This is a genomic window from Kineosporia babensis (assembly GCF_021129305.1).
Classification (GTDB): Bacteria; Actinomycetota; Actinomycetes; order Actinomycetales; family Kineosporiaceae; genus Kineosporia; species Kineosporia babensis.
Genome location: NZ_JAJOMB010000003.1, coordinates 296,678 through 317,493, shown reverse-complemented (window position 1 = coordinate 317,493; position 20,816 = coordinate 296,678). Strand labels below are relative to the sequence as shown.

The 20,816-nt window shown below is 68.5% G+C and carries 14 protein-coding genes and 1 pseudogene; 6 read left to right on the top strand and 9 right to left on the bottom strand.

Translation table 11 applies throughout. From position 1 onward, the window contains the following. Positions 1 to 73: 73 nt before the first annotated feature. The gene (locus LR394_RS42760) at positions 74 to 1,189 is read left to right on the top strand and encodes a sensor histidine kinase (protein WP_231439808.1); all 1,116 of its coding nucleotides are present in this window, start codon (positions 74 to 76) and stop codon (positions 1,187 to 1,189) included. A gap of 109 nt (positions 1,190 to 1,298) precedes the next feature. Continuing rightward, positions 1,299 to 1,964: an alpha/beta hydrolase gene (locus LR394_RS07310; RefSeq protein WP_231439806.1), complete on the top strand. Its 666-nt coding sequence runs from the start codon at positions 1,299 to 1,301 to the stop codon at positions 1,962 to 1,964. Here the strand turns inward: LR394_RS07310 and LR394_RS07305 are convergent. The 5 genes from LR394_RS07305 to LR394_RS07285 form a co-directional block, all read right to left on the bottom strand. Continuing rightward, the gene (locus LR394_RS07305) at positions 1,951 to 4,527 is read right to left on the bottom strand and encodes an alpha-L-rhamnosidase (RefSeq protein WP_231439804.1); all 2,577 of its coding nucleotides are present in this window, start codon (positions 4,525 to 4,527) and stop codon (positions 1,951 to 1,953) included. The two genes, LR394_RS07310 and LR394_RS07305, sit on opposite strands and share 14 nt — an antisense overlap. After that, positions 4,524 to 8,117, bottom strand: coding sequence for a sugar-binding protein (locus LR394_RS42755; protein WP_231439802.1), 3,594 nt, complete (start codon positions 8,115 to 8,117; stop codon positions 4,524 to 4,526). The genes LR394_RS07305 and LR394_RS42755 overlap by 4 nt, the downstream gene beginning before the upstream one ends. A gap of 41 nt (positions 8,118 to 8,158) precedes the next feature. After that, the gene (locus LR394_RS07295; protein WP_231439800.1) at positions 8,159 to 9,058 is read right to left on the bottom strand and encodes a carbohydrate ABC transporter permease; all 900 of its coding nucleotides are present in this window, start codon (positions 9,056 to 9,058) and stop codon (positions 8,159 to 8,161) included. Beyond that, positions 9,058 to 9,873 carry a carbohydrate ABC transporter permease gene (locus LR394_RS07290; RefSeq protein ID WP_231440210.1) on the bottom strand — a complete coding sequence of 272 codons (816 nt, stop codon included), beginning with the start codon at positions 9,871 to 9,873 and terminating at the stop codon, positions 9,058 to 9,060. The genes LR394_RS07295 and LR394_RS07290 overlap by 1 nt, the downstream gene beginning before the upstream one ends. Positions 9,874 to 10,001: 128 nt before the next feature. After that, positions 10,002 to 11,393 (bottom strand): ABC transporter substrate-binding protein, encoded by a 1,392-nt coding sequence (locus LR394_RS07285; protein ID WP_231439798.1) that lies wholly within the window; start codon positions 11,391 to 11,393, stop codon positions 10,002 to 10,004. Between the two features lie 280 nt (positions 11,394 to 11,673). On the opposite strand from LR394_RS07285, the gene LR394_RS07280 reads away from it, so the two are divergent. Continuing rightward, positions 11,674 to 12,753, top strand: a complete 1,080-nt coding sequence (locus LR394_RS07280; protein ID WP_231439796.1) for a LacI family DNA-binding transcriptional regulator — start codon at positions 11,674 to 11,676, stop codon at positions 12,751 to 12,753. A gap of 54 nt (positions 12,754 to 12,807) precedes the next feature. On the opposite strand, the gene LR394_RS07275 is transcribed toward LR394_RS07280, so the two are convergent. After that, entirely contained in the window at positions 12,808 to 13,998 is a 1,191-nt protein-coding gene (locus LR394_RS07275) for an RNA-guided endonuclease InsQ/TnpB family protein (RefSeq protein ID WP_407937006.1), read from the bottom strand. 81 nt (positions 13,999 to 14,079) lie between these two features. Here LR394_RS07275 and tnpA point away from each other — a divergent pair. Continuing rightward, positions 14,080 to 14,450 (top strand): annotated as a pseudogene (gene tnpA, locus LR394_RS07270) (IS200/IS605 family transposase). Between the two features lie 66 nt (positions 14,451 to 14,516). Beyond that, entirely contained in the window at positions 14,517 to 16,556 is a 2,040-nt protein-coding gene (locus LR394_RS07265) for a glycoside hydrolase family 36 protein (RefSeq protein ID WP_231439792.1), read from the top strand. A gap of 86 nt (positions 16,557 to 16,642) precedes the next feature. On the opposite strand, the gene LR394_RS07260 is transcribed toward LR394_RS07265, so the two are convergent. Together LR394_RS07260 and LR394_RS42750 are read right to left on the bottom strand one after the other, a co-directional pair. Continuing rightward, entirely contained in the window at positions 16,643 to 17,371 is a 729-nt protein-coding gene (locus LR394_RS07260; protein ID WP_407937005.1) for a response regulator, read from the bottom strand. Beyond that, positions 17,322 to 18,506, bottom strand: coding sequence for a sensor histidine kinase (locus tag LR394_RS42750; protein ID WP_407936995.1), 1,185 nt, complete (start codon positions 18,504 to 18,506; stop codon positions 17,322 to 17,324). Before LR394_RS42750 ends, LR394_RS07260 begins: the two co-directional genes overlap by 50 nt. Positions 18,507 to 18,747: 241 nt before the next feature. On the opposite strand from LR394_RS42750, the gene LR394_RS07250 reads away from it, so the two are divergent. After that, on the top strand, positions 18,748 to 19,461 hold the full coding sequence (locus tag LR394_RS07250) for a hypothetical protein (protein ID WP_231439786.1): 714 nt from the start codon (positions 18,748 to 18,750) through the stop codon (positions 19,459 to 19,461). Positions 19,462 to 19,465: 4 nt separating this feature from the next. On the opposite strand, the gene LR394_RS42745 is transcribed toward LR394_RS07250, so the two are convergent. After that, the gene (locus tag LR394_RS42745; RefSeq protein ID WP_231439784.1) at positions 19,466 to 20,692 is read right to left on the bottom strand and encodes a cytochrome P450 family protein; all 1,227 of its coding nucleotides are present in this window, start codon (positions 20,690 to 20,692) and stop codon (positions 19,466 to 19,468) included. Positions 20,693 to 20,816 lie beyond the last annotated feature (124 nt).

Below are 20,816 nucleotides of genomic sequence, written 5' to 3'. Positions count from 1 at the left end.
TGACGTCCTGATCGAAGGAATCAAAATGAGTTATATTCCAGTAGAATTCACGGTACGCCCAAGGATCAGTCGAGTGACGGAATCGTTGACCCTGACTCGTGAGGGGTGCTATGCGGCGGCCTTCGCCGTGGTCATGCAGTCCCTGATCATCCGGTCAGCCGGTTATCAGGGCAGGGCACAGGTGGCCGCGTTGTGCGCGACGGTGGTCGGCGGCGGCTGCATGCTGTTCTTCCGCCGCTACCCCTGGCCGGTCTACCTGATCAATCTTGCGCTCGTCGTGCTTCTGCTCAGGTACCAGGTGCATGTCTCCTACGATCTGTTGTTGGCGGAGTTCTTCGTCTGCCTGGTGGTCACCCTCCGCGGGGCGTTGCTCTGTGCCGCACTCTCCGTGGCTGTCCTGGTTGTTCTGGACTCCCTGGTGAGTAGGTTCATCTCGTTCTCCTCGGTGATGCCGCTGGTCCAGGATCCGCTGATCGCCTTCGCCGCCGGGCGTGGCATCAGGGCCCATGTCTGGGCGAGGGTGCGCAGTGAGTCGAAACATCTGCAGGCCGAACTGGCGGCCCGGGACGATCGGCTGGAGATGGCCCAGGAGATGCACGATGTGCTCAACCACTCGGTAGGCCTGATCGCCTTGCAGGCCGGAGGTGCTCTGCATGTGTTCGACCGTGATGAGCGTGCTGCCCTGTCGGCGCTACAGAACATCTCAACCCTCGCCGGTACGTCGGCCAAGGAGCTCCGTGAGTCGGTTCGCAGACTTCAGGATCCGCAGGGTCGGGAGGGGCAATTCGCACGACAGGGCATCCAGGACATACCCGAACTGGTGAAGCTGGCCCGTGCAGCAGGTCGGGACCTTGCTCTGGACTTGGGGTCGGCCACCTGGCATCCGGATCCCGACCGCCAACAGGTCGTCTACCGATTCGTCCAGGAAGGGGTGACCAATGCCTTCCGGCATGGACGACACGGGTCGGTGATTCGCATCAGCGTCTTCTGGGGGGAGGCGAGTCTGCTGGCGGAGGTGGAGAACGAAGTTGATCCGCGCCGAGAGGGAGGTGAGCCGGAGCGCGCTGGAGGAAGCGGCCTGCCCGGGCTGCAGCGGAGGGTCCTCTCGGTCGGCGGAGTCTTCGAAGTCTTTCCCGGGCATGGGCGGTTCATGATCCGTATGCGGATCGACGATCCTTCTCGTGCCTGACTGGCCGGGTGAAGGTTCCTCGAGAGGATGGGGCAGGTGTCCTCTGCTTGGAAGGCTCGGCTCTGCTCCAGCGCCTGGCGGGATTCGTCAGTTGAGTAGGGTGAACGGTGTGACCAGATCTGCGTTAGATGTCGTGCTCGTGCTGCCCGGCGGCGGATACCGCGTCCATGCACCGCATGAGGCGGAACCGATAGTCGAGTGGCTCGGCACACAGGGCTGGCCCGCGAAAATCGTGAACTACCCGCTGCGCACGGCACACCCCGCTCCGTTGCGCGCCGTCTCGCGCGCGGTCGCAAGAGAACGTGCGGGCGGTGCCCGCCGGGTTGGCGTGATCGGGTTCTCGGCCGGAGGGCACCTTGCCGGACTGTCTGCTCTCGCTCCCGGTCTCGAGCCGGACGAGCGGCCGGACTTCGCGATTCTCGGCTATCCGGTCGTGAGCATGATCGACGGGCCGCACACCAACTCGCGAGCCGTGCTGCTCGGCGACGACGCGGGCTCCTCCGATAACGCTCTGGCACAGTCACTGTCGTTGGAGACGCTGGTGCGTCCGGATTCCCCTCCGATGTTCGTGTGGCACACGGCGGAGGACGGCGTCGTGCCCGTGCGGCACTCGTACCTCCTGGGTCAGGCACTCGCTGCGGCGCGCGTCCCGCACGAGTTGCACGTGTTCCCCGGCGACATACACGGAGTAGCGCTCGCCGCCGACACCGACGCCGCCGGGTGGACTAGCCTCTGTGCTGACTGGCTGGCGCGCCTGCCCGTCACACTTCGGTAGCGAGCGCGCGCAGCACAGTTGTCCCCGCGCGGAGTTCGGCGTCGCGCGGTCCGAGGCGGGCGATCCCCGTCGTCCCCGGCGGAAGCGTGACCGTGAGCACGATTTCGTCGCCCTCGCGCACCCAGCGCGTCGTGATCTCCCCGTGCGGGGCCTGCAGTCGGCCGTTCACCCACTCCAGCCGCGGGTCGATCGACGGCGCAACGAGGACGCGTCGGAAGCCCACCGAGTCGTCGGTCTGCGCGATGCCCGCGACATCCGAGTAGATCCACTGGCCCACCGACCCGAGCGAGTAGTGGTTGAAGGAGTTCATCTCTGGCGTCTGGAAACCGCCGTCCGGGGTCCAGCCGTCCCAGCGCTCCCAGATCGTCGTGGCGCCGTTGTCGATCGAGAACCCCCACGACGGGAACTCCCGCTGGAACAGCAGGTCGTACGCCAGGTCAGGGCGGCCGAATCGCGCGAGCGTCGGGCACAGCAGCGCCACGCCGTGAAAGCCGGTCGTGAGGCGGGCACTGCGCTGCTCGATCTTGTCGACGAGGCGGGCGAAGAGCGCCGGGCGGCGATCTTCCGGGGCGAGGTCCCACGCCAGGGTCATCAGGTATGCGGTCTGTGAATCGCCATGGACGCGGTCGTCCTCGCCGAGGAATGCCTTGACGTACGCGTCCCGGATCAGTGCGGCGCGGGTGTCGAGCTCCTGGGTCGCATCGTGTTCTCCCAGGACCTCGGCGATGCGGGCCGCCGTTGCGGTGGCGTGTGCGTGGTACGCCGTCGCTACGACCTCCTTGGGCGTGTGCTCATCGACGGACAGCCAGTCGCCGTAGTCGTTTCCGCGTCGAGAGAGCCAGAGACCGTTGGGGTTGCGGTCCGCCACGTAGTCGAGCCACCGCCGCATCGGCCCGAACATCGCCCGCAGCACGTCGACGTCCCCGTACGCGCGGTACAGGGTCCAGGGGACGAGCACGATCGCATCGCCCCAGCCGGGTGCGCCGTAGTCAAACAGGGTTGTGCCGGGGGAGCGGGGGATGACGTCGGGCACTGACCCGTTGGGCAGTTGCGCGGATACGAGGTCGTCGAGCCACCTCCGTAGCAGGGCCTGCAGGTCGGCGTTCAGCGTGGCGGTCGGGGCGAACACCTGGACGTCGGCGGTCCACCCGAGCCGTTCGTCGCGCTGTGGGCAGTCCGTCGGCACCGAGACGAAGTTGCCCAGCTGGCCCCAGCGGATGTTGTCGATCAGCCGGTTGAGGAAGGGGGAGGAGGTGGTGACCCCGCCCGTCCACTCGACGTCGCTTGAGAGCACTGCGGCGCGCACCCGCGTCGGGTCGACGTCTGCGCCGCTCAGCTCGGCGTACCGAAAACCGTGGAACGTGAACACCGGCTCCGTCGGGGTGGTGGAGCGCAGGTGGTCCGCGGCCTCGGCGGAGCGCAGGTTGTCGGTGTAGAGCTCTCCGTCCGCGTCGAGCACCTCGCCGTGGCGCACGGTGAGCGCATGATCCGGGCTCGCCGGCAGACGCAGGCGGCCCACGAGGTTCTGCCCGAAGTCGATGATCGTGCGTTTCGGGGTGCGGTTGATGGCGACGGGGGTGAGTTCATCGACCACGCGCACGGGCTCGTCGCGCTGACCGATCAGTGGACCGGGGCCGGGGTCGAGCACGCGCGCCGCGCGCCATCCCGAGTCGTCGAATCCGCGACCGGTCCAGCCTGGTGTGCCGTGCGTGCTGTCGATGTGCTCTCCCATCAGTAGATCGGCCCAGCGGCGTTTGCCCTCGTGCTCGCGCCACGACTCGTCCGTGCCGAGGACGGTGCGTCTGCCGTCGGCATCGTCGATCACAAGGCGCGCGAGCAACTGAGGGGCCGTGCCGTAGTGGTGGGCGTGGTGGCGCTGGTCGAAGCCCAGGTAGCCCGACCACCATCCTTCGCCGACCTCCGCCGCGAGCACGTTCTCCCCGGCGTGCACGAGGTCGGTGACGTCGAAGGTGCGGTACTGGATGCGCGTGCGGTAGTCCGTCCAGCCGGGCAGGAGCTCGTCGTCACCGACCCTGGCCCCGTTGATGTACGGGACCACGAGACCGCGCGCCGTCACGGTGAGCCGGGCGCGCGCCGGCGCGGCCGAGGTCGTGAAAGCGCGGCGCAGTTGCAGCGGTGGACTCAGGTCTTTCGTGCGGAGCGTCGGACGTACGGGGGTGACGCTGTCGCGATCGGTCGCGTCGATCGCGCCGTTCGGCTCGGGGTCGCGCCCGATCCACACGACTCCCGACCAGTCGGAAACGCCGGTCTCGAAGGACGATTCCGCCGAGGAACGTGCACCCTGGCCATCCTCGACCTCGACGGTCCAGACGTACGACGTCTCGGGGGCGAGCGCCGGGCCGTCGTAGCGCAGCCGGGTGGCGTAGCCATCACGAAACCCACTGTCCCACGAGGAGTCGGCGGATCGAACGGTCACCCGGTGCGAGACCGGCATCGCGTCCTGTACGTCACTGCGCAGCGCCCAGGACAGCTCGGGGGCGGGGGCGTCGACCTCTCGTGGTTCGGCGCGGGCATCGACGCGCAGACGGTACGGCTCGATCATTCGCAAGTCACCTTGGCTCCCTCGTGCGCGAACGCCCGCGTGCCCGCGTCGCCGGCCACGACCGTGAGTGATTCCCAGGCCGGAACCGAGGCGCCATCCGGACGGAACGCGTGGTATCCGCCCTTTTTCGCGGCGAGATCGTGGACGATGTGGTCGCCGAGCGGGGTGGAGAAGCGCACGTCGACCGGGGCTGCGGAGTCGTTCCAGGCGTGGGCCGCCAGGGCCGGCCTGTCGCCCCAGCACTGGGCGCGCACGTTCGCGGAGCCTGCGACGGCGTTGTTGGCGTCGGCCGCGAAGATGACCGGCTCGAACAGTTCGGTGTCTTTCGACGTGGTGATCCCGTCGCCCCACCGGACCCACCCGCGAGTGCCGTCGCCGTCACTGTCGTTCACGGCGATCGACAGGGAGGCGGCAGAAGTCGGTGTCAGGCCGATCGGCTCGAGCAGCGACCAGGGGACCGCGGCCTCGTAGACGGTCGTCTTGGTCGTCTCGTCCCGCACGGCCGCGATGTCCGCCGAGGTGAGGAAGCCCTCGACCGAACCCGATTTGTAGCGGTACAGCTGAGGTCCCTGCGGAGTCAGGGCAAAACCGAACTCGGTGTACTCCTGGATCTCGGGGCGCAGGTCGCTCTCACCGGGCCAGTTCGGCGCGACGGCGAACTGCAGTCCGTCGGCCTGCCAGGTCGCGGTGTTCACGTAGGGCTGGACGTGGATGTCGTCGGAGACCTCGGCGGTCAGGTAGAGGTTGTCGTCGTCCCAGGTGAACCAGGTCTCGGCGGCGAGACTCGACTCCTTGACGCCGGGGGCCTTCAGTGTGGTGGACGGCAGACCACTGAGGTCGTCGCGCACGCCGTCGATTTCGATGGTGCGCTTCGGCACTCGGGGAACGTCGAGCCAGGGGAGGGCCGAGAGCGTGCCCGACGCCGACGCTTCTCCGGCGCCGTCGATCGTGAGAGTTGCCGTGTAGGCCACCTCGCCGGCGCCCGCGGGCGCCGGGGTCGACAGGAGCGAGACTGTGGCCCCGGGTGCGACGTCCAGGTCGACGTCGACCGTCTCGGTGTCTTCGCTGAAGGTCCAGGATGCCTCGGAGATGTGCTGGGCGGCATCCGTCGTGTTCGTGTACTCGGCCTTCACCACGTCGTCGGCACCGTCGATCGCGTGCTCGACCGTCAGCGACGATGCCCGTGGGCGCAACTCGGCGACTGCCGGTGACGAGGTCTTCCCGTCGACGGTCGCCTTGAACGTGAGATCGGCGATCGTCTGCTGGAGGTCGGTGCCCGCGGTGATCTCGAAGGTCACGTCGGCCTTTCCGCCAGCCGGGATGGTGACCTGCTGCGCGGCGCCTACGACCTGCCAGCCACCCTCGGCGGTGGCAGCGACCTCGGCGGTCACACCGGCGTCATTGAAGTTGTAGACCTCAGCCGTGACCGTGGTGGTGGCCGTGCTGTCGAGTCCGTATCCGTACAGCTGCGAGTTTTCCGAGGTCGCGGCGTCGAAGACGGGCTGGATCACCACGCGTTCGGCCGTCGTGAAGTCCTCGGCGTCGATCGGGTCGGCAGGGGCTGCGGGCGCCGGGGCGGCCTTGAGGTCGGGGAACTGTGCCGCGGACAGGTAGACAGGATCGGGGCCGACGGTGAATGCCGCGGCTCCGCCGGAGACCGCGAGGTCGCCGTCGCGACCCATCAGGTCGACGAGCGCGGCCTCGCCTTCGACGGGGACCGTCACCTCGGTGTCGGTGGGCGCCCAGAGCACGGCGGCCGGGCCCGAGCCGGTGTCGAACGCGTAGGCCGAGACGCCCTTCGGAAGGCCGGTCAACTGTCCCGCATACCGGCCCTCGCCGAGTTCACGGGTCATCACCGACTGCGCCGCGAGGGCCGCCATCGGCTCGTCCGGGCTGCGGTACATGCTCCAGTACGAGGCCCCCTCACGGTACGGCGCGGCGATGAAGAAGAACTGCTTCGTCGAGCCCTGGGCGAGCGACTCGGCGGCCGAGCTGACGATGTAGCGCGCCTGCAAGGCCTCCTGCGTGGCGGTCGGCAGCTTGGTCTGGTCGGCGTTGTTGAGGGCGATGCCGCTTTCGGTGACCCATCGGCCCTTGCCGTCGTCGCCGTACGGCTGTGCGGCCTCGAGTTGCGAGGAGAAGTCCGGGTGCGCGTTGGTCGACGCCGAGGCGTTGACGGTCGTGTGCGTGTGATAGGCGTGAGCGTCGAGGTAGTCGAGGATGCCGTTGCGGAACTGCCACTGTGCGTAGTGCGGGTCGACGCCGGCCAGACCGCCGTTCACCAGGAGCGCGTCCGTGCCCGAGTCGAGGAAGCCGAGGGCTGCGGCCTTCATCACGGCGGCGAAGCGGTCGGCGCCCTCCGATTCGTGCGCGAACTTGCGGTTCTGCTCATTCCAGAGCTGCCACGCGTCCACCAGTCCGTCGTAGTTCTCTCCGGCTGCGAGCGCGAAGTCGTACATGTCGCGCAGGTCCTGCGGGAGCTCCCGCTTCTCGACCCGCGTCCAGGACGGGCCGTCGTGGAACGAGGAGAGGGTCTTCAGCCCGGCGGCATCCGCTGCCTGCAGCCAGTTCAACGGCTGCTGCTCGCCCGAGAAGTCGAAACTCCCACGGGCGGGGTTGATGACGTCGTTCCAGCGCTGCCGATCGCGGATCCAGTCGACGCCGGTCAGCGACAGGACATGCGCAAAGGCCTCGGCGTCGTCGGTCGCGATCAGCTTCGAGCCGTAAACGTCGACTGCGAAGGGGCTGTCGTCGACTGCGGGCCGGGACGAAGCCTCGGGCAGAACGGCGAACGCACCCTCGATTCCGGTCTCCAGCCCCGTGATCCGCGCAGACACCCGGTACGCACCGGTGTCGAGCGCATCGCCGAGGTCGATGGATGCGGTGGACTCGCCGGTCTCCACCGTGGTCTCGCCCTCGGCCACGACGGCCCCGTCGTAGTCCGCGACGCTCCAGGTGACCGGTACGGGGGCCAGCGCCTTGGAGTTGAGTGCTGCCGTGAGCGTGGCGCTCTCGCCCTGCTCGAAGACGCCGAAACGATCGGGGGCCGTCACCGACTCGAGGGCCATCTCGGCCGGCGTGAGGGTGAACGTGTCGAGGAACAGCGTGTAGTTCGTGTTGGGCGACTTACGGCGCTCGGTGACCTGGAACTCGATCGTGTTGACGCCGGCGTCGAGGGCGAGAGCGCCCAGTTCGTAGCGCCGCAACTCGCTGTTGACGACCGACAGCTGACGGGCGTCACTGCTTTCCTGCCAGGCCCCGTCGTTCGCCCGCACCCGGAAGGGTGACGCCCATTCCACACCGACCGGGATCGTCGTCGCGTCGAGCCGGTACAGGGAGGCGTCGTCGACCTCGACCTCGTAGGTGGCGGTGTATCCACCTTCGGGGGCTTCCGCCGCGGTGTAGAGCCGCAGGGACGAGCCTCCGCTGGCCCCGGTCTGCGCGGCGGCGCCGGGCACCATGGTTGTGGCTGTGGGGTTCTCGCCCTCGATCGTGAGGGCCTCGGCGGCCTGAGCGGGGCTCGAGACGAGCAGACCCGTGGCAAGTATGGCGGCGGCTACGCCGGCGACGCGATGGCGCGAGAAGGACACAGAGATCTCCTTTGATCCGAGGCGGGACGGGCAGGAAACGCTCAGCCCTTCAGAGCGCCGGCGGATCCGGCGCCCGTCAGGAATTGCTTCTGGAAGATCGTGAACACTGCGATCGGGATGAGGACGGCGATGAACATGCCGGCCATGAGCATGGCCAGATCGGCCTGGGGCGCGACCGTCGCGAGTCCCACTGACAGCGGCTGCTTGTCGGGGGAGGGCAGGGCCAGCAGCGGCCACAGGAAGTCCTTCCACGACGCGATGAACGCCAGGAGAGCGACCACGCCGATGATCGGACGCGCCAACGGCAGCACGATCGACCACAGGATGCGCAGCGGACCGGCGCCGTCGACCTTCGCCGCCTCGAACAGCTCGGGCGGGAGAGTCTGGAAGTACTGCTTCATGATGAGGACGTTGAAGGCGCTGACGCCGTTGGTGAGCCACAGCGCCGCGTAGCTGTCGAGGAGCCCGAGGTCGATCACGGTGAGGTACAGCGGGACCAGCGAGATCACCCCGGGGATGAACAGGGTCGCCATGATCGCGGCGTTGAGGACCGGCCCGTACCTCGGCCGGAGGATCGCGAGCACGTAGCCCAGGGTTACGGCCGAGAACACGGCCACGATCACCTCGCCGCTCGTGATCAGGAGCGAGTTGGTGGTGAACCGGCCGATCTGGATCTGGTTCCACGCGTCGCCGAGGTTGTGCCACTGGATGCCCGAGGGCCACAGCCCGAACGGGTCGCGGAGAATGTCCTGCGTGGTCGACACCGCGGACTTCGCGAGCCACAGCAGCGGCCCGGCCGCGACGAGGGCGAGCAGGGCCACGACCACCCAGACCACGACGCGGAAGGTGAAACGGGTACTCGCGCGGGACAGGTCGGAGTCGGAGATGTTCGAGCGCTCCAGCGACCGCCCGGTCGAGCGCCGTCGGGCGGTGAGGGCCATCACTTGCTCCATTTCCGGGAGAGCCACAGGTAGATCGCGGCGAAGACGCTGAGGGCGGCGGCGAGCATCAGGCTCAGGGCCGCGGCCTGGCCGAAGTTGCCGTAGATGAACGCGTAGCGGTAGATGAGCATGAGCAGCGTCAGGGTGCTGTTGTTCGGCCCGCCGCCGGTGAGCAGGAACGGCTCGGTGAACACCTGGAACGTGCCGATCAGCTGCAGGAGCAGGAGCAGGAGAATCGTGCCGCGCATCTGCGGCAGGGTGATGTGCCAGATCCGGCGGAAGATGCCGGCGCCGTCGATCTCGGCCGCCTCGTACAGCTGCGAGTCGATCGACAGGACCGTCGCGAGGTAGATGATCGTGGTCGATCCGGCCGCGCCCCAGGTGGCGACGAGCACGATCGACAGCATTGCGCTCGAGGGGGACTGCAGCCAGGGGAGCGGATCGACGCCCACCGTCGCGAGGATCGAGTTGAAGAGGCCGTCGGGGCCGGGGTCGTAGAACACCTGCCACAGCAGGATCGACACGACCGGCGGGATCACGGTGGGCAGGAACACCAGGAAGCTCGAGATGCCCCGGGCCCGGCGCATCTCGGCGAGCAGGACGGCGAGGAAGATCGGGACGGGGAAACCGATCACGAGAGCGAGACCCGTGTAGAGAGCCGTGTTCTCGAGAGCCTGACCGAGCAGCGGGTCGGCCAGCACGCGCTCGAAGTTCTCGATGCCGACCCAGCTGGTCGTGATGAAGTTCGTCTTCTGGAAGGCGATGACGAGCCCGCGCAGGATCGGCCACCACGAGAAGAGCGAGAACAGCACCACGGCGGGCAACAGGATGAGGATCGTGCTGAGCCCGCCCCGTCGCAGGAGCGGACGCCGCTGGGGCGGCGGCGGGACAGAGTCCCCGCCGGCCGCCACGGGTGGGACGAGTGGTGATGACGTAACGGAGGTCATGACTGCGTCTGCGCACCGGCGACGATGGTCTCGGCCTGGCTCTGGGCCTCGGCGAGAAGCGCGTCGATGTCGGCGTTCTCTTCGGTGAACACGGCCTGGAGCACGGTGTCGAGCAGACCGTAGATCTGCTGCGCCTCCGTGCGCGGCTCCGTCACGACCTTGAAGTCGGGCGACTCGGCGGCCGAGTAGTACGTCTCGAGGTTCTCGAGCGGGACGTTGATGCTCGGCTCGATGGCCTCGAGGTAGGCCGTGTACGTCTCGGGGGCGACCAGCGGGAGCCCGACGCGCGGCACCGTGCCGCCGTCCTTCGCCATCCCGGCGGCCTCTTCGGCTGCGAACTCGAGGTCGGCGAACCGGTCGAGGTAGTAGAAGTTGCTCCAGGCCACGCCGGCCGCGGTCTCGGCCTCGCTGGCGTCGGCCCGGATCACCGACACCGAACCGCCGCCCAGCGATCCGAGGCCGCCGGCCTTCTGCGGGAGCGGGAACAGGCCGTACGCCTCGGGATCCATCCCGAAGTTGCGGACCAGCGGGTTGTACCACTCGGAGGCGCCCACGAGCATGCCGTATTCCCCCGTGGCGAACGCGGGCCCGGCGGAGTCGAAGTCGAGCAGGAAGTTGCTGCCCAGCGCGTTCTTGTTCCAGCGCAGGTCGGACAGGTACTCGAGCGCGGCCTTCGTCGCGTCGTTGTCCAGGTTCGCGCTCGTCTGCTCGCCGTTCGTCTCCTCGATGAGGCCGCCGAACGCGGCGCTGGTCGCGGCCAGCGTCCATCCGCCCTGGTTCGTCGTCGTCAGCTGGCCGAGCCCGGCGGCATCCGTCTTCTCGGTGATCGTGGACGCGGCGGCGGCGATGTCCTCCCAGCTCTCGAGGGTCTGGTCGGGGTCGAGCCCGGCCTGCTCGAACACGTCTCGGTTGACCAGGACCGCCAGCGTGAACGCCGAGACGGGGATGCCGTAGTACGCGCCGTCCGTGCCCTGCACGTTGGCGGTCACCGACTCGTTGAGCTGCTTCAGGACCTCCTCGGAGTCGTAGTACGAGCTGACGTCCTTGAGTTGCTGGCGGTTGATCAGCGACTGGATCTCGGTCACCGGCACACCCATGACGACGGGCAGCGTGCCCCCGGCCAGTTGCGCGGCGAAGGTCTGCGGGTCGTACACGACCTCGCTGGCCTCGATCGTGACGTCGGGGTTCTCCGTCTCGAACTGCTCGACCTTCTCGTCCCAGAGCGCGAGGGCGGCCTCGTCGGTGGCCTGCGGCTTGCCGCCGACGGTGAGCGTGACCTCGCCACCGGCGGCCTCACCGCTCGAGCCGCTGCAGGCGGTGAGCAGGAGGGCGGATGCGGTCACCGCGGCGATCAGCTCGACGGCTACGCGGCGCGGGTGTCGTGACATGTTCTTACTCCTTTGTAGAAGACGTCATTCCGCGTCGTCGGATCGCGGATCTTCCGGGTGCAGGCCTCCGGCGCACTGCGGCGAGATGGGGTGAACGTACTTCAGTTGGATCGGTTCAACAAGGATCAATTGGGACACGGCCGGTATTTGCGTCGAGTTGCTCTTACCTGCATAGTTAGTGTCACCCTGACGAAGAGTGGCGGGGGTTGTCGAAATTGGATCAGTCCAATCCGAGGGCCCGCTGATCCGCTCGCGGGTGAGGACGAAAGAGACTGGAGCGATGAAGCGCGTAGCCATCACCGATGTCGCCGAGGCGGCGGGGGTCTCACGCTCGACCGTGTCGAACTACCTGAACCGGCCGGAGATCCTGTCCCCGGCGACGAGTAAGCGGATCGCCCGCGCGATCGACGAGCTCGGTTTCGTGCCCAGCGACGCGGCGCGCAAGATCAGCTCCGGGGACACGCGCACGATCGGGTACGTGGCGTTCGAGTTCACCAACCCGTTCTCCGGCGTGATCGCCGACGCGATCGAGCGCCGGGCGGCCGAGAACGGGCGCACCGTCATGATCGGCAACTCCGCGGGCTCGACCTCGCGTCAGCTGGAGTACCTCGAGCTGTTCGAGCGCAAGCGGGTCTCGGGCCTGATCATCGCCACGCTCGACGAGATCGAGCCGCGACTGGCCGAGATGCGCCGGCGGGGCACGCCGAGCGTCATCACCGGCCGTAGCGCGACCACGCCGGACCAGGCCTCGGTGTCGGCGGCGGACTCGGCGGGCGGCTACCTCGCCGCTCGGCACCTCCTCGACATCGGCCGTCGCCGGCTCGCGTTCGTCGGCGGTCCGTTCAGCGTCAAGCAGGTCAGCGAGCGCTTCGACGGGGCGAGCCGCGCGGTTCAGGAGGTCTCGGGCGCGAGCCTCACGGTGCTGCGCGCCGACGACCGCAGTATGAACGCGGGCTTCGCGGCCGGCGTCGAAATGGCCTCGCGGCGCGACCAGCTCCCCGACGGGGTCTTCGCGGTCAACGACATGGTCGGCCTGGGCGTCGTACGGGGGCTCACCTCGTTCGGCATCGACGTTCCCCGCGACGTGGCCGTGATCGGCTTCGACGGCGACGAGATCGCCGCTGTCTCCGCAATTCCGCTCTCCACGATCAGTACCCCGGGCGAGGCGATCGGCGAGACCGCGTACGACCTGCTCCTGTCGGAACTCGGTGAACCTGTGCGTACTTTCGACTCGCGCCAGCAGATCGTCGACCCCGAGCTGATTGTCCGCGCCTCGACTGCTGGAGACGCCGCCGACGCCCACACTCTCGAGCGGCCCTCCTCGTCCGGGCCCCTGGACACTGAACGCCCTTACTCCTGAAGGAGATTGCGTCTTGGCATCCTCCCGGCCCTGAAGGGCCGGGATTTCAACTACTTACGCGACCGTGGGGAGGCGTTTTCGTTGAGGTTCGCGTTTCGTCGACCGGGCCGGCTTCGCCCTGTCTCCACGCGCTGTCACCGCATGCCCTGCGGCGATGTTCCTGGCAGCGTTCACATCGGCATGGTCCTGGTGCTTGCAGGCCACGCACCGGAACACCGCTTGGCTCTTGCGGTTCTCGGGTGCGCAGTGCCCGCAGGCGTTGCAGGTCTGCGACGTGTACGCCGGATTGACCTTCTCGACTCGCCTGGGTGCCTTGTGCTCCAGACGGGTCACCATCAGGCCCCAGCCGGCGGCCAGGATGCCTCGGTTCAGGCCCGCTTTCTGACGGACGTTACGTCCCGGCTTGGCGATGGTGCCGCGCGCCGAGCGGGTCATGCCCTTGACCTTCAGGTCCTCCACGCGGATCACGTCGAACCGGCGGGCCAGGTCGGTACTGGTCTTCTCGGCCCAGTCCTTGCGCCGGTCAGCCTCACGCGCCCGCAGACGGGCCACTTGTCCCTTGATACGGGCGCGGCGGGACGATCCCTTCTGTGCCCGGGCCAGGCGCCGCTGAAGGTGCCTGAGGCGTCCGGATTCCTTCTGGCGCAGCCCGGCCGGGGAGGACAGTTCGCCCGTCGACAACGCCACCGCGACCTTCACGCCCCGGTCTACGCCTACTACTTCCCCCGTGCCCGGTGCGGGGATCGGGGCGGGGATCGCAGCGAGCGCGATGTGCCAGCGCCCGGACCGGTCCCGGGTGACGCGGTAGGACTTGGCTTCGGGAAGGTCACGGGAGCGTTTGAACCGGACCCAGCCGACCTTCGGGATGTTCACCGCCGACCAGCGGCCGTTGTCCCGGCGCAGGCGGGCGGCCTCACGGCCGACGATCCGGAAACCCTCATGCTGCCCGCGTTTGCGCCAGGTCGGACGGTCGTGGGTTCCGTTGAAGAAGTTCCGCCACGCCTGGTCGTGATCGCGCAGAGCCTGTTGCTGAACCGTCACCGAACCTTCGGCCAGCCAGGGATTCTCGCGGCGGGCCTCGGTCAGCTGGCGGGCCTGCTCCATGTAGTTTGGCGTGTGTGGGCGGTCGCGCCGCCACATGTTCTTCTGTTCCAGTGCGAGGTTCCACACGTACCGGGCATGCCCACAGGCGGTCAGCAGAAGCGTCTCCTGCTGTTGCGTGGGATACAGCCGATACCTGGACATATGTTCGAATATAGCGCTGGTGCAGGTCCCCGCACCGGGTATCAGACACGGATCTCCGGAGAGCAGAAACGTCATCTGAACATGCACATTCGTTTGGTCTGTCTCACGAAGTACCGGCGGGGTACGTTCAAGGACGACATGCTCACCGCGTGCGAACGCATCATGTGCGACGTGTGCGGAGACTCCGGCTTCGAACCAGGCGAGTTCACCGGCGAGGAAGACGACGTGTACCTACTCGTGCGCCACCCGCCCACCATCGCCCTGTCTCGGCTGGGCAACAGCATTAAAGGTGTCTCGCTCCGGCACCTACGAGCCGACTACGCCGACCGGATCAACCGAGCCCGCTCCATGCAGGCCACCCTTGGTCACCGTTCTACTTCGGCGCATTCTTCGGCAGAGCGCCCCTGTCCATCGTCAAGGAGTACATCAGTGGCCAGAAGCGACCGGACTAGCGCTGTGGTCGGGGAGCGCGCCATCCCTCTCAGCGCTGAAGCACCGAACTGCCTGGGGGCTACCCGATGAGTATCCCCGTCGATGTGGTCCTGAGCTGCGGTGCGCTACGGGCCGTGCTCGGCGCATCGGGTGACACGCCCCTCGAGCTGCGCTCGCTCACGCTCGATGGCGCCGAAGCGGTACGCCCGCATCCGCTCGTCGAGGTGCTCACGGCGTCCGAACGCCATGAGCGCATGACGCTCGGGTACCGGGGTACCACGGTCGGCGCGCGACTGCGCCCGACCGTGGTGGAGAAGAGCGGCGCGGCGGCCGTTGTGACCCAGACCGACCAGGTCACCGGTCTTTCGGTGCGCACGCGCTTGGCCCTCGACGGCGGCGGCCTACGTCTGAGCCACGAACTGCGCAACGACGGGGCCGAGGATGTCGTCGTCTTCGCCGTCCCCACGCTCTCCGTGAGCACAGCCGCTGAGCCCGCGCAGCTGACTCTCGCTTCCGGGCGCAGCGAATGGCTCGGCGAGGGGCGGTGGCGTGAGGACGCGGTCGCGGATCTCCTGCCGGAGCTCGGTTTCGCCGCCGTCGCCCAGCCCGATCGCACGGGGTTCGGGCAGAGCAGCGCGGGCGGCTGGCCGACGGGCAGCGTGCTGCCCGTCGCGGTCCTCTCGACAGCGGACGCCGTCAGCATCGGCTGGCAGATCGAGAGCTCGGCGGGGTGGCAATGGTCGCTATCGCGTGGCGACGGAGGCGTGGTCCTGAGCGCCGGTGGGCCCACGGAGCGCGAGCACCAGGCCGCGGTGCGGCTGCGGCCGGGGGACACTTTCGAGACGGTCGCGGCGGGGCTCGTCGTCTCGGACAGCGGCCGAGACGGCGCGTTCGCGGCGCTCACACGGCACCGGCGCGGCCTGCGCGAGGTGCGCGAAATCGAGCGGTCGCTGCCCATCGTCTACAACGACTACATGAACACGCTCATGGGGCAGCCGAACACGGAGCGGCTGCTCCCGCTGATCGCCGCGGCCGGCGAGGCCGGTGCGGAGTACTTCTGCATCGACGCGGGCTGGTTCACCGAAAGCACCGACTACTGGAGCGAGGTGGGGGAGTGGCGCGAGGCGCCGACCCGCTTCGACGGAGGGCTCGGACGGGTGATCGCGGCGATCCGGGACGCCGGGATGCGGCCGGGCCTGTGGATCGAGCCCGAATCGGTCGGCCTCGACTCGCCAGTCGCTGGTGCCCTGCCCGCCGACGCCTTCTTCCAGAGGTACGGCGCGGCTGTGGTGGAGCAGCGACGGCGGCACCTCGACCTGCGGCATCCCGCCGCGGTGGCCCATCTCGACGCCGCCGTCGACCACCTCGTGGCCGCGTTCGGTATCGAGTACCTGAAGCTCGACTACAACATCGAACCGGGGTCGGGCACCGACGTCGGCGGCCTCGCGCCGGGGCACGGGCTGCTCGCGCACACGAGAGCGTTGCGGGACTGGCTCGTCGCGCTCCAGCGCCGGCATCCGCAACTGCTGATCGAGAACTGCGCCTCGGGCGCGATGCGCAGCGACTACCACCTGCTCGCCGTGACCCACCTGCAGTCCACGAGCGACCAGCAGGATGCTCTGCGGTACGCCGCGATCGCCGCGTCCGCGCCGGCCACGATTCTCCCCGAGCAGGCGGGGAACTGGGCCTACCCCGCCGCGGCCATGAGCCAGGGCGAGCTCGACGTCACCCTCGTCTCGGGGCTGGCCGGCCGGTTCTACCTCTCCGGATTCCTGAACGAGCTGAGTGCCGACGCCTTCGCTCGGGTGCAGGAGGCCGTCGCGACGGCGAAGACCCTGCGCGGAAACCTCGTGACCGCCACCCCGTTCTGGCCGATCGGCATGCCGGGGTGGGACGACGACATCCTGTGCCTGGGCCTGCGGCAGGAGGACGGTTCAGCGGTGTTCTGCGTGTGGTCGAGAGGAACCGAGGGCGTCGATCTCGTGCTGCCGGACGTCGGCGCGATCACGCAGATCTTCCCCTCCGGGGCCGCGTGGCGCACCTCCGCCGCCGACGATCATGCGGTAGTCACGGTGCCGGCGGGACCGGCCGCGGCGGTCTTCCGCAGCGAGGGGGCCGCCTCGTGAGCGCGTTTGACCCTTCTCTGTCGGGGCTGCGCGCCCCGGCTTCGTAACGAGCTCCTCAGGAGCCTCCCGTCGAGGCGAGACCGGCGTCAACCGGTGAGGCCGGCGTCGTGGGCGAGCAGGGCAACCTGGGTGCGGTTGTTGAGCTCGAGTTTGGCCAGGATCCGGGAAATATGGGCTTTCACAGTGGCCACGCTCATGAACAACTCGCCCGCGATCTCGGCGTTGGGCTTGCCCTGCCCGACGGCGACGGCAACCTCGCGTTCGCGTGGGCTGAGCTGGTGTAGCGCAGCGGTGGCGTGCTGGCGACGGCCGGCGGCTCCGGTGTCGCTGAGATGTGCGATGAGCTGTCGGGTGACGGTGGGGGACAGGATGGGTTCGCCGGCCGCGACCCGGGTGATAGCGCGCAGGATCTCGGCGGGTGGCGTGTGTTTGAGCAGGAAGCCGCCGGCCCCGGCGCGCAGGGCACGCAGGACGTACTCATCGGCGTCGAAAGTGGTCAGGACGATGACCTCGGGTGGGTCGGGTCGGGTGCGCAGTTGTTCGGTGGCGGCAAGGCCGTCGAGGGTGGGCATACGGATGTCCATCAGCACCACGTCCGGGGCATAGGTGTCGACGGCGGCAGCTACTTCGTTTCCGTCGGCGGCCTCGCCCACCACGGTGATGTCCCGCGAACTGCCGATGACCATGGTGAGGCCGGCTCGCACGAGCGGTTCGTCGTCGACGATGAGAACCCGCACCAGTGCGCTCACGTCGGCTCCTTCGCGGTCAGTGGGTAGGCCACGGTAGCCAGACCCTGAGCTGGAAGTCTCCGGCAGAGGTGGGGCCGTGTTCGAGCCGTCCGCCGGCGAGAGCGGCGCGTTCGGTAAGCCCGATGAGGCCGACGCCGGAGCCGGGGATGTCGGCGGAGCTGGATTCGGCCGGGTACGGGTTGTGGATCTCGATGGTTACGCCGTCGCCCGGGGCTGCCCGGACGGAGACGGTCACCTCGCGGCCGGGGGCGTGCTTGCGGGCGTTGGTCAGTCCTTCCTGCACGACCCGGTAGGCGCTGCGGCCTGCACCGGCCGATCCGGCGGAAAGCGCGTCGGCCTGCCAGTCGAGCCGTACCTGCATTCCGGCGTGACGTGATTGCTCGACGAGGTCTGGGATGTCGGTCAGGGTGGGCTGCGGCCGTTCCGGCGGCTCGTCGGACCGGTCGACATCGGCGCGGAGGACGCCGATCACCTCGCGAAGGTCTTCCAGCGCTTGGTAGGCGCTGTCGCGGACCACCCCGGCGGCCCGGGCGATCTCCTCGGGTGCAGCGTCGGGGCGTAGCTCCAGGGCCCCGGCGTGCAGGCTCAACAGGGAAAGGCGGTGGGCGAGCACGTCGTGCATCTCCCGGGCGATCCGGTTGCGCTCGCCCTGGCGGGCCTCGGCGACGCGCAGTTCTTGCTCGGCCTCGACCCGCCCGGCCCGTTCCCGTAACGACTGGCGTCGGGCCCGCACGAACATGCCCGAGGCGAGTACCGCGGCCGCGAGGGCGACGCCCAGCAGGGTGTCCGACCAGCTCGCGACCGGGACGTCGGGCCGGACCAGCAGCGTCACGAACGGGGCGAGCGCGTACCCCACCACGATCGGGGCGAGCACTGCGAAGCGCCGGTGCGCTGCGACGGTGAACAGCGCAACGAGTGCTGCGCCGGATGCCGACGTCGCGTAGACGCTGAGGACACCGGCGATCACGGCGAAGCCGACCGGCCAGCGCCGGCGCAGCCACACGCCCAGACTGCACAGGCCGCCGAGGACGAGGTCCGCGGTGAGCGGGACCGGCGCGATGTGCTGCGCGAGGCCGTCGACCAGCGCGAGCACCATGAGGCCGACAGCCAGCAAGAAACACACGACGTCGCCCACCCGGGCACGGTTCGTACGCACTTGATCGGGTTCGGCTAAAAGGCGCCGATCGGCCGGGGCCGTCATGGCCAAAGGGTAAGGCTGGGTCGGGCCCCGCGGTACCCGACCAAAGTCGAACCCGAGGTATGCACCTTCGGCCCAGCGTCATCAACTTCGGCTTGGTAGCGACACATCCGGCCGATCCCGGAACCTGTTCTGCATCGCCAAGTCCGGCCGTTCCCGTACCAACAACGCAACGAAGGAGCGAGAGATGAGACCACCGCACAACCTGGTGAGAGCGACAACGGCAACAACCAGAGAACGAGTCGTGGGCGCGACGGCGATCGCGCTGGCAGCGTCGGTGACGATCCAGAACGCAGTGGTGGTCTGGGCCGGAGCGCCGGACTACGGGGACCCGATCGAGAAAGTGCTCGCCTTCCACGCCGAGCACCGGGCCGAAGTCGCGATCGCGGTCGGCCTGGAGGCGCTGAACCTGCCGCTGCTGCTCGGATTTCTGACCGGTCTCCACGGGCTCGTGAGGCTCCGCGGGTCTGCGGGCCAGGACTTTTCGCGTCTCGCGGTGGCCGCGGGTGCGTCTCTGGCGGCAGTCTTCGCGCTGTACGCCGTCATGTGGAACGGCGTCGTGCTGTCCGCCGGCGAACTCGCCGAGCCGACTCCGGAGTTCGAGCTTGCCTGGCAACTGCATGCAGCAGCGTTCGCATTGGCGCTGCCGGCCCTCGGCACCACGTTCATCGGCGCTGCGCTGGCGGCGCAGGCGAGCGGGCTGACGCCGCCGTGGCAGCGTCTGCTCGCATTGGCCGGTGGAGGCCTGCTGATCGCTGCCGGGGCAGCCAACCTCGCAATTGCAGACGGCTCAGGGCTTCTCTTCGTGGGGCTGCCCGGCTACGCCGCCTGGATCGGATGGCTGCTGGTAACCGGCGTACGGCTCGTGAGAGCTCGAAAACATCCCAATGGCAGACGTCTGTGCGCACCTTGCGCACCGAGTTGCGATCCAGGTTCGGGGACAACAGGACTCAGCTGAAAAACTAACGCAGCACGACGGGCAGCTGCACCGGCCCCCGCATGATCCCCGCCGGAATCCAGTTGACCTCCTCCACCGGGCCGGCCGGCCGGATTTGCGGGAAGCGGCGCAGCAGTTCACCGATCGCGATCGCACCTTCCATCCGGGCCAAGGGTGCGCCCAGGCAGTAGTGGATCCCATGGCCGAAAGCCACGTGCCGGGGACTCGGGCGGGCGACGTCCAGGACCTTCGGATCCCCGGTCTGGGGCGCGGCGCGGCTGGCCTCGCCCAGGAAGACGCTGACCACGTCACCGCGGCGGATCTGGACACCGCCCAGCTCCAGGTCGGCGGCCGCGAACCGGAACGAGCTCTGCTCCACCGAGGAGTCGTACCGCAGGAACTCCTCCACCGCGTTCTCCAGCAGGTCCGGCCGCTGCCGTAACACCGCAGCCTGGTCCGGGTTCCGGAACAACGCGACCATGGCATTGCCCAGGAGATTCACCGTGGTCTCATGACCGGCGATGACGAGAAGCACTCCGGTGCCGATGAGTTCGGCGTCGGACAGGGCGCCGTCCTCGTCGTTCGTCTGGGCGACCAGATCCGAGAGCAGGTCGTCGGCCGGGCGGGCGCGCTTGCCCGCTACCAGAGCGGCCACATAGTTGTTCAGCCAGATCCCGGCCTCGCGTCGGGCGTCCATCTGCGCACTCAGGAATTGACCGGTCATCTCCCGGAAACCGGAACGCTCCTCTTCGGGTACGCCCAGCAGTTCACTGATCACCGTGATCGGCAACGGGGCGGTGAACGCCTCGACCAGATCCACCTCGTCCTGGCCGCTCATCTGGTCCAGCAGTTCGGTGGTGATCGTCTGCACCCGTGCCTGCAGCAGCTTGATACGCCGGGCACTGAACGTCGGCGCCACCAGACGCCGCAGACGCGTGTGGTCGGGCGGATCGGCAGCGAGCATGGAACCGGTGGCTCCCTGACCCTTCTTGTGCAGTACGTAGCCCACCGCCGCGAGCGCTTCCTCGGCCGGGGTGGTGTCCTGCACCAGAGCCGGATGCGTCAGCGCCTCGCGGGCCAGGTCGTACGACAGCACGGCCCAGGCATCCAGGCCGGATCGGAGCCGGACCCGCTGCACCGGGCCCTGCAGTCTCAGCTGCCGCAGTTTCTCGACTGCGTCGGCCTTGAACTCCGGGGTCATCACCGCCACCGGCTGACGGGACTCTTTCTCCTGCGCCGAGAATGTGCTCACCAGAAGCTCCTCCGCATGGGTTCGTTCCGACGCTACGTCACGGGCGTCGCTTCTGGTACTCGTCGTCGGAATTAGCCACCAGATAGGTCCGAGCCGCGCACTTCACGGTCCTGCGCCCAGGAAG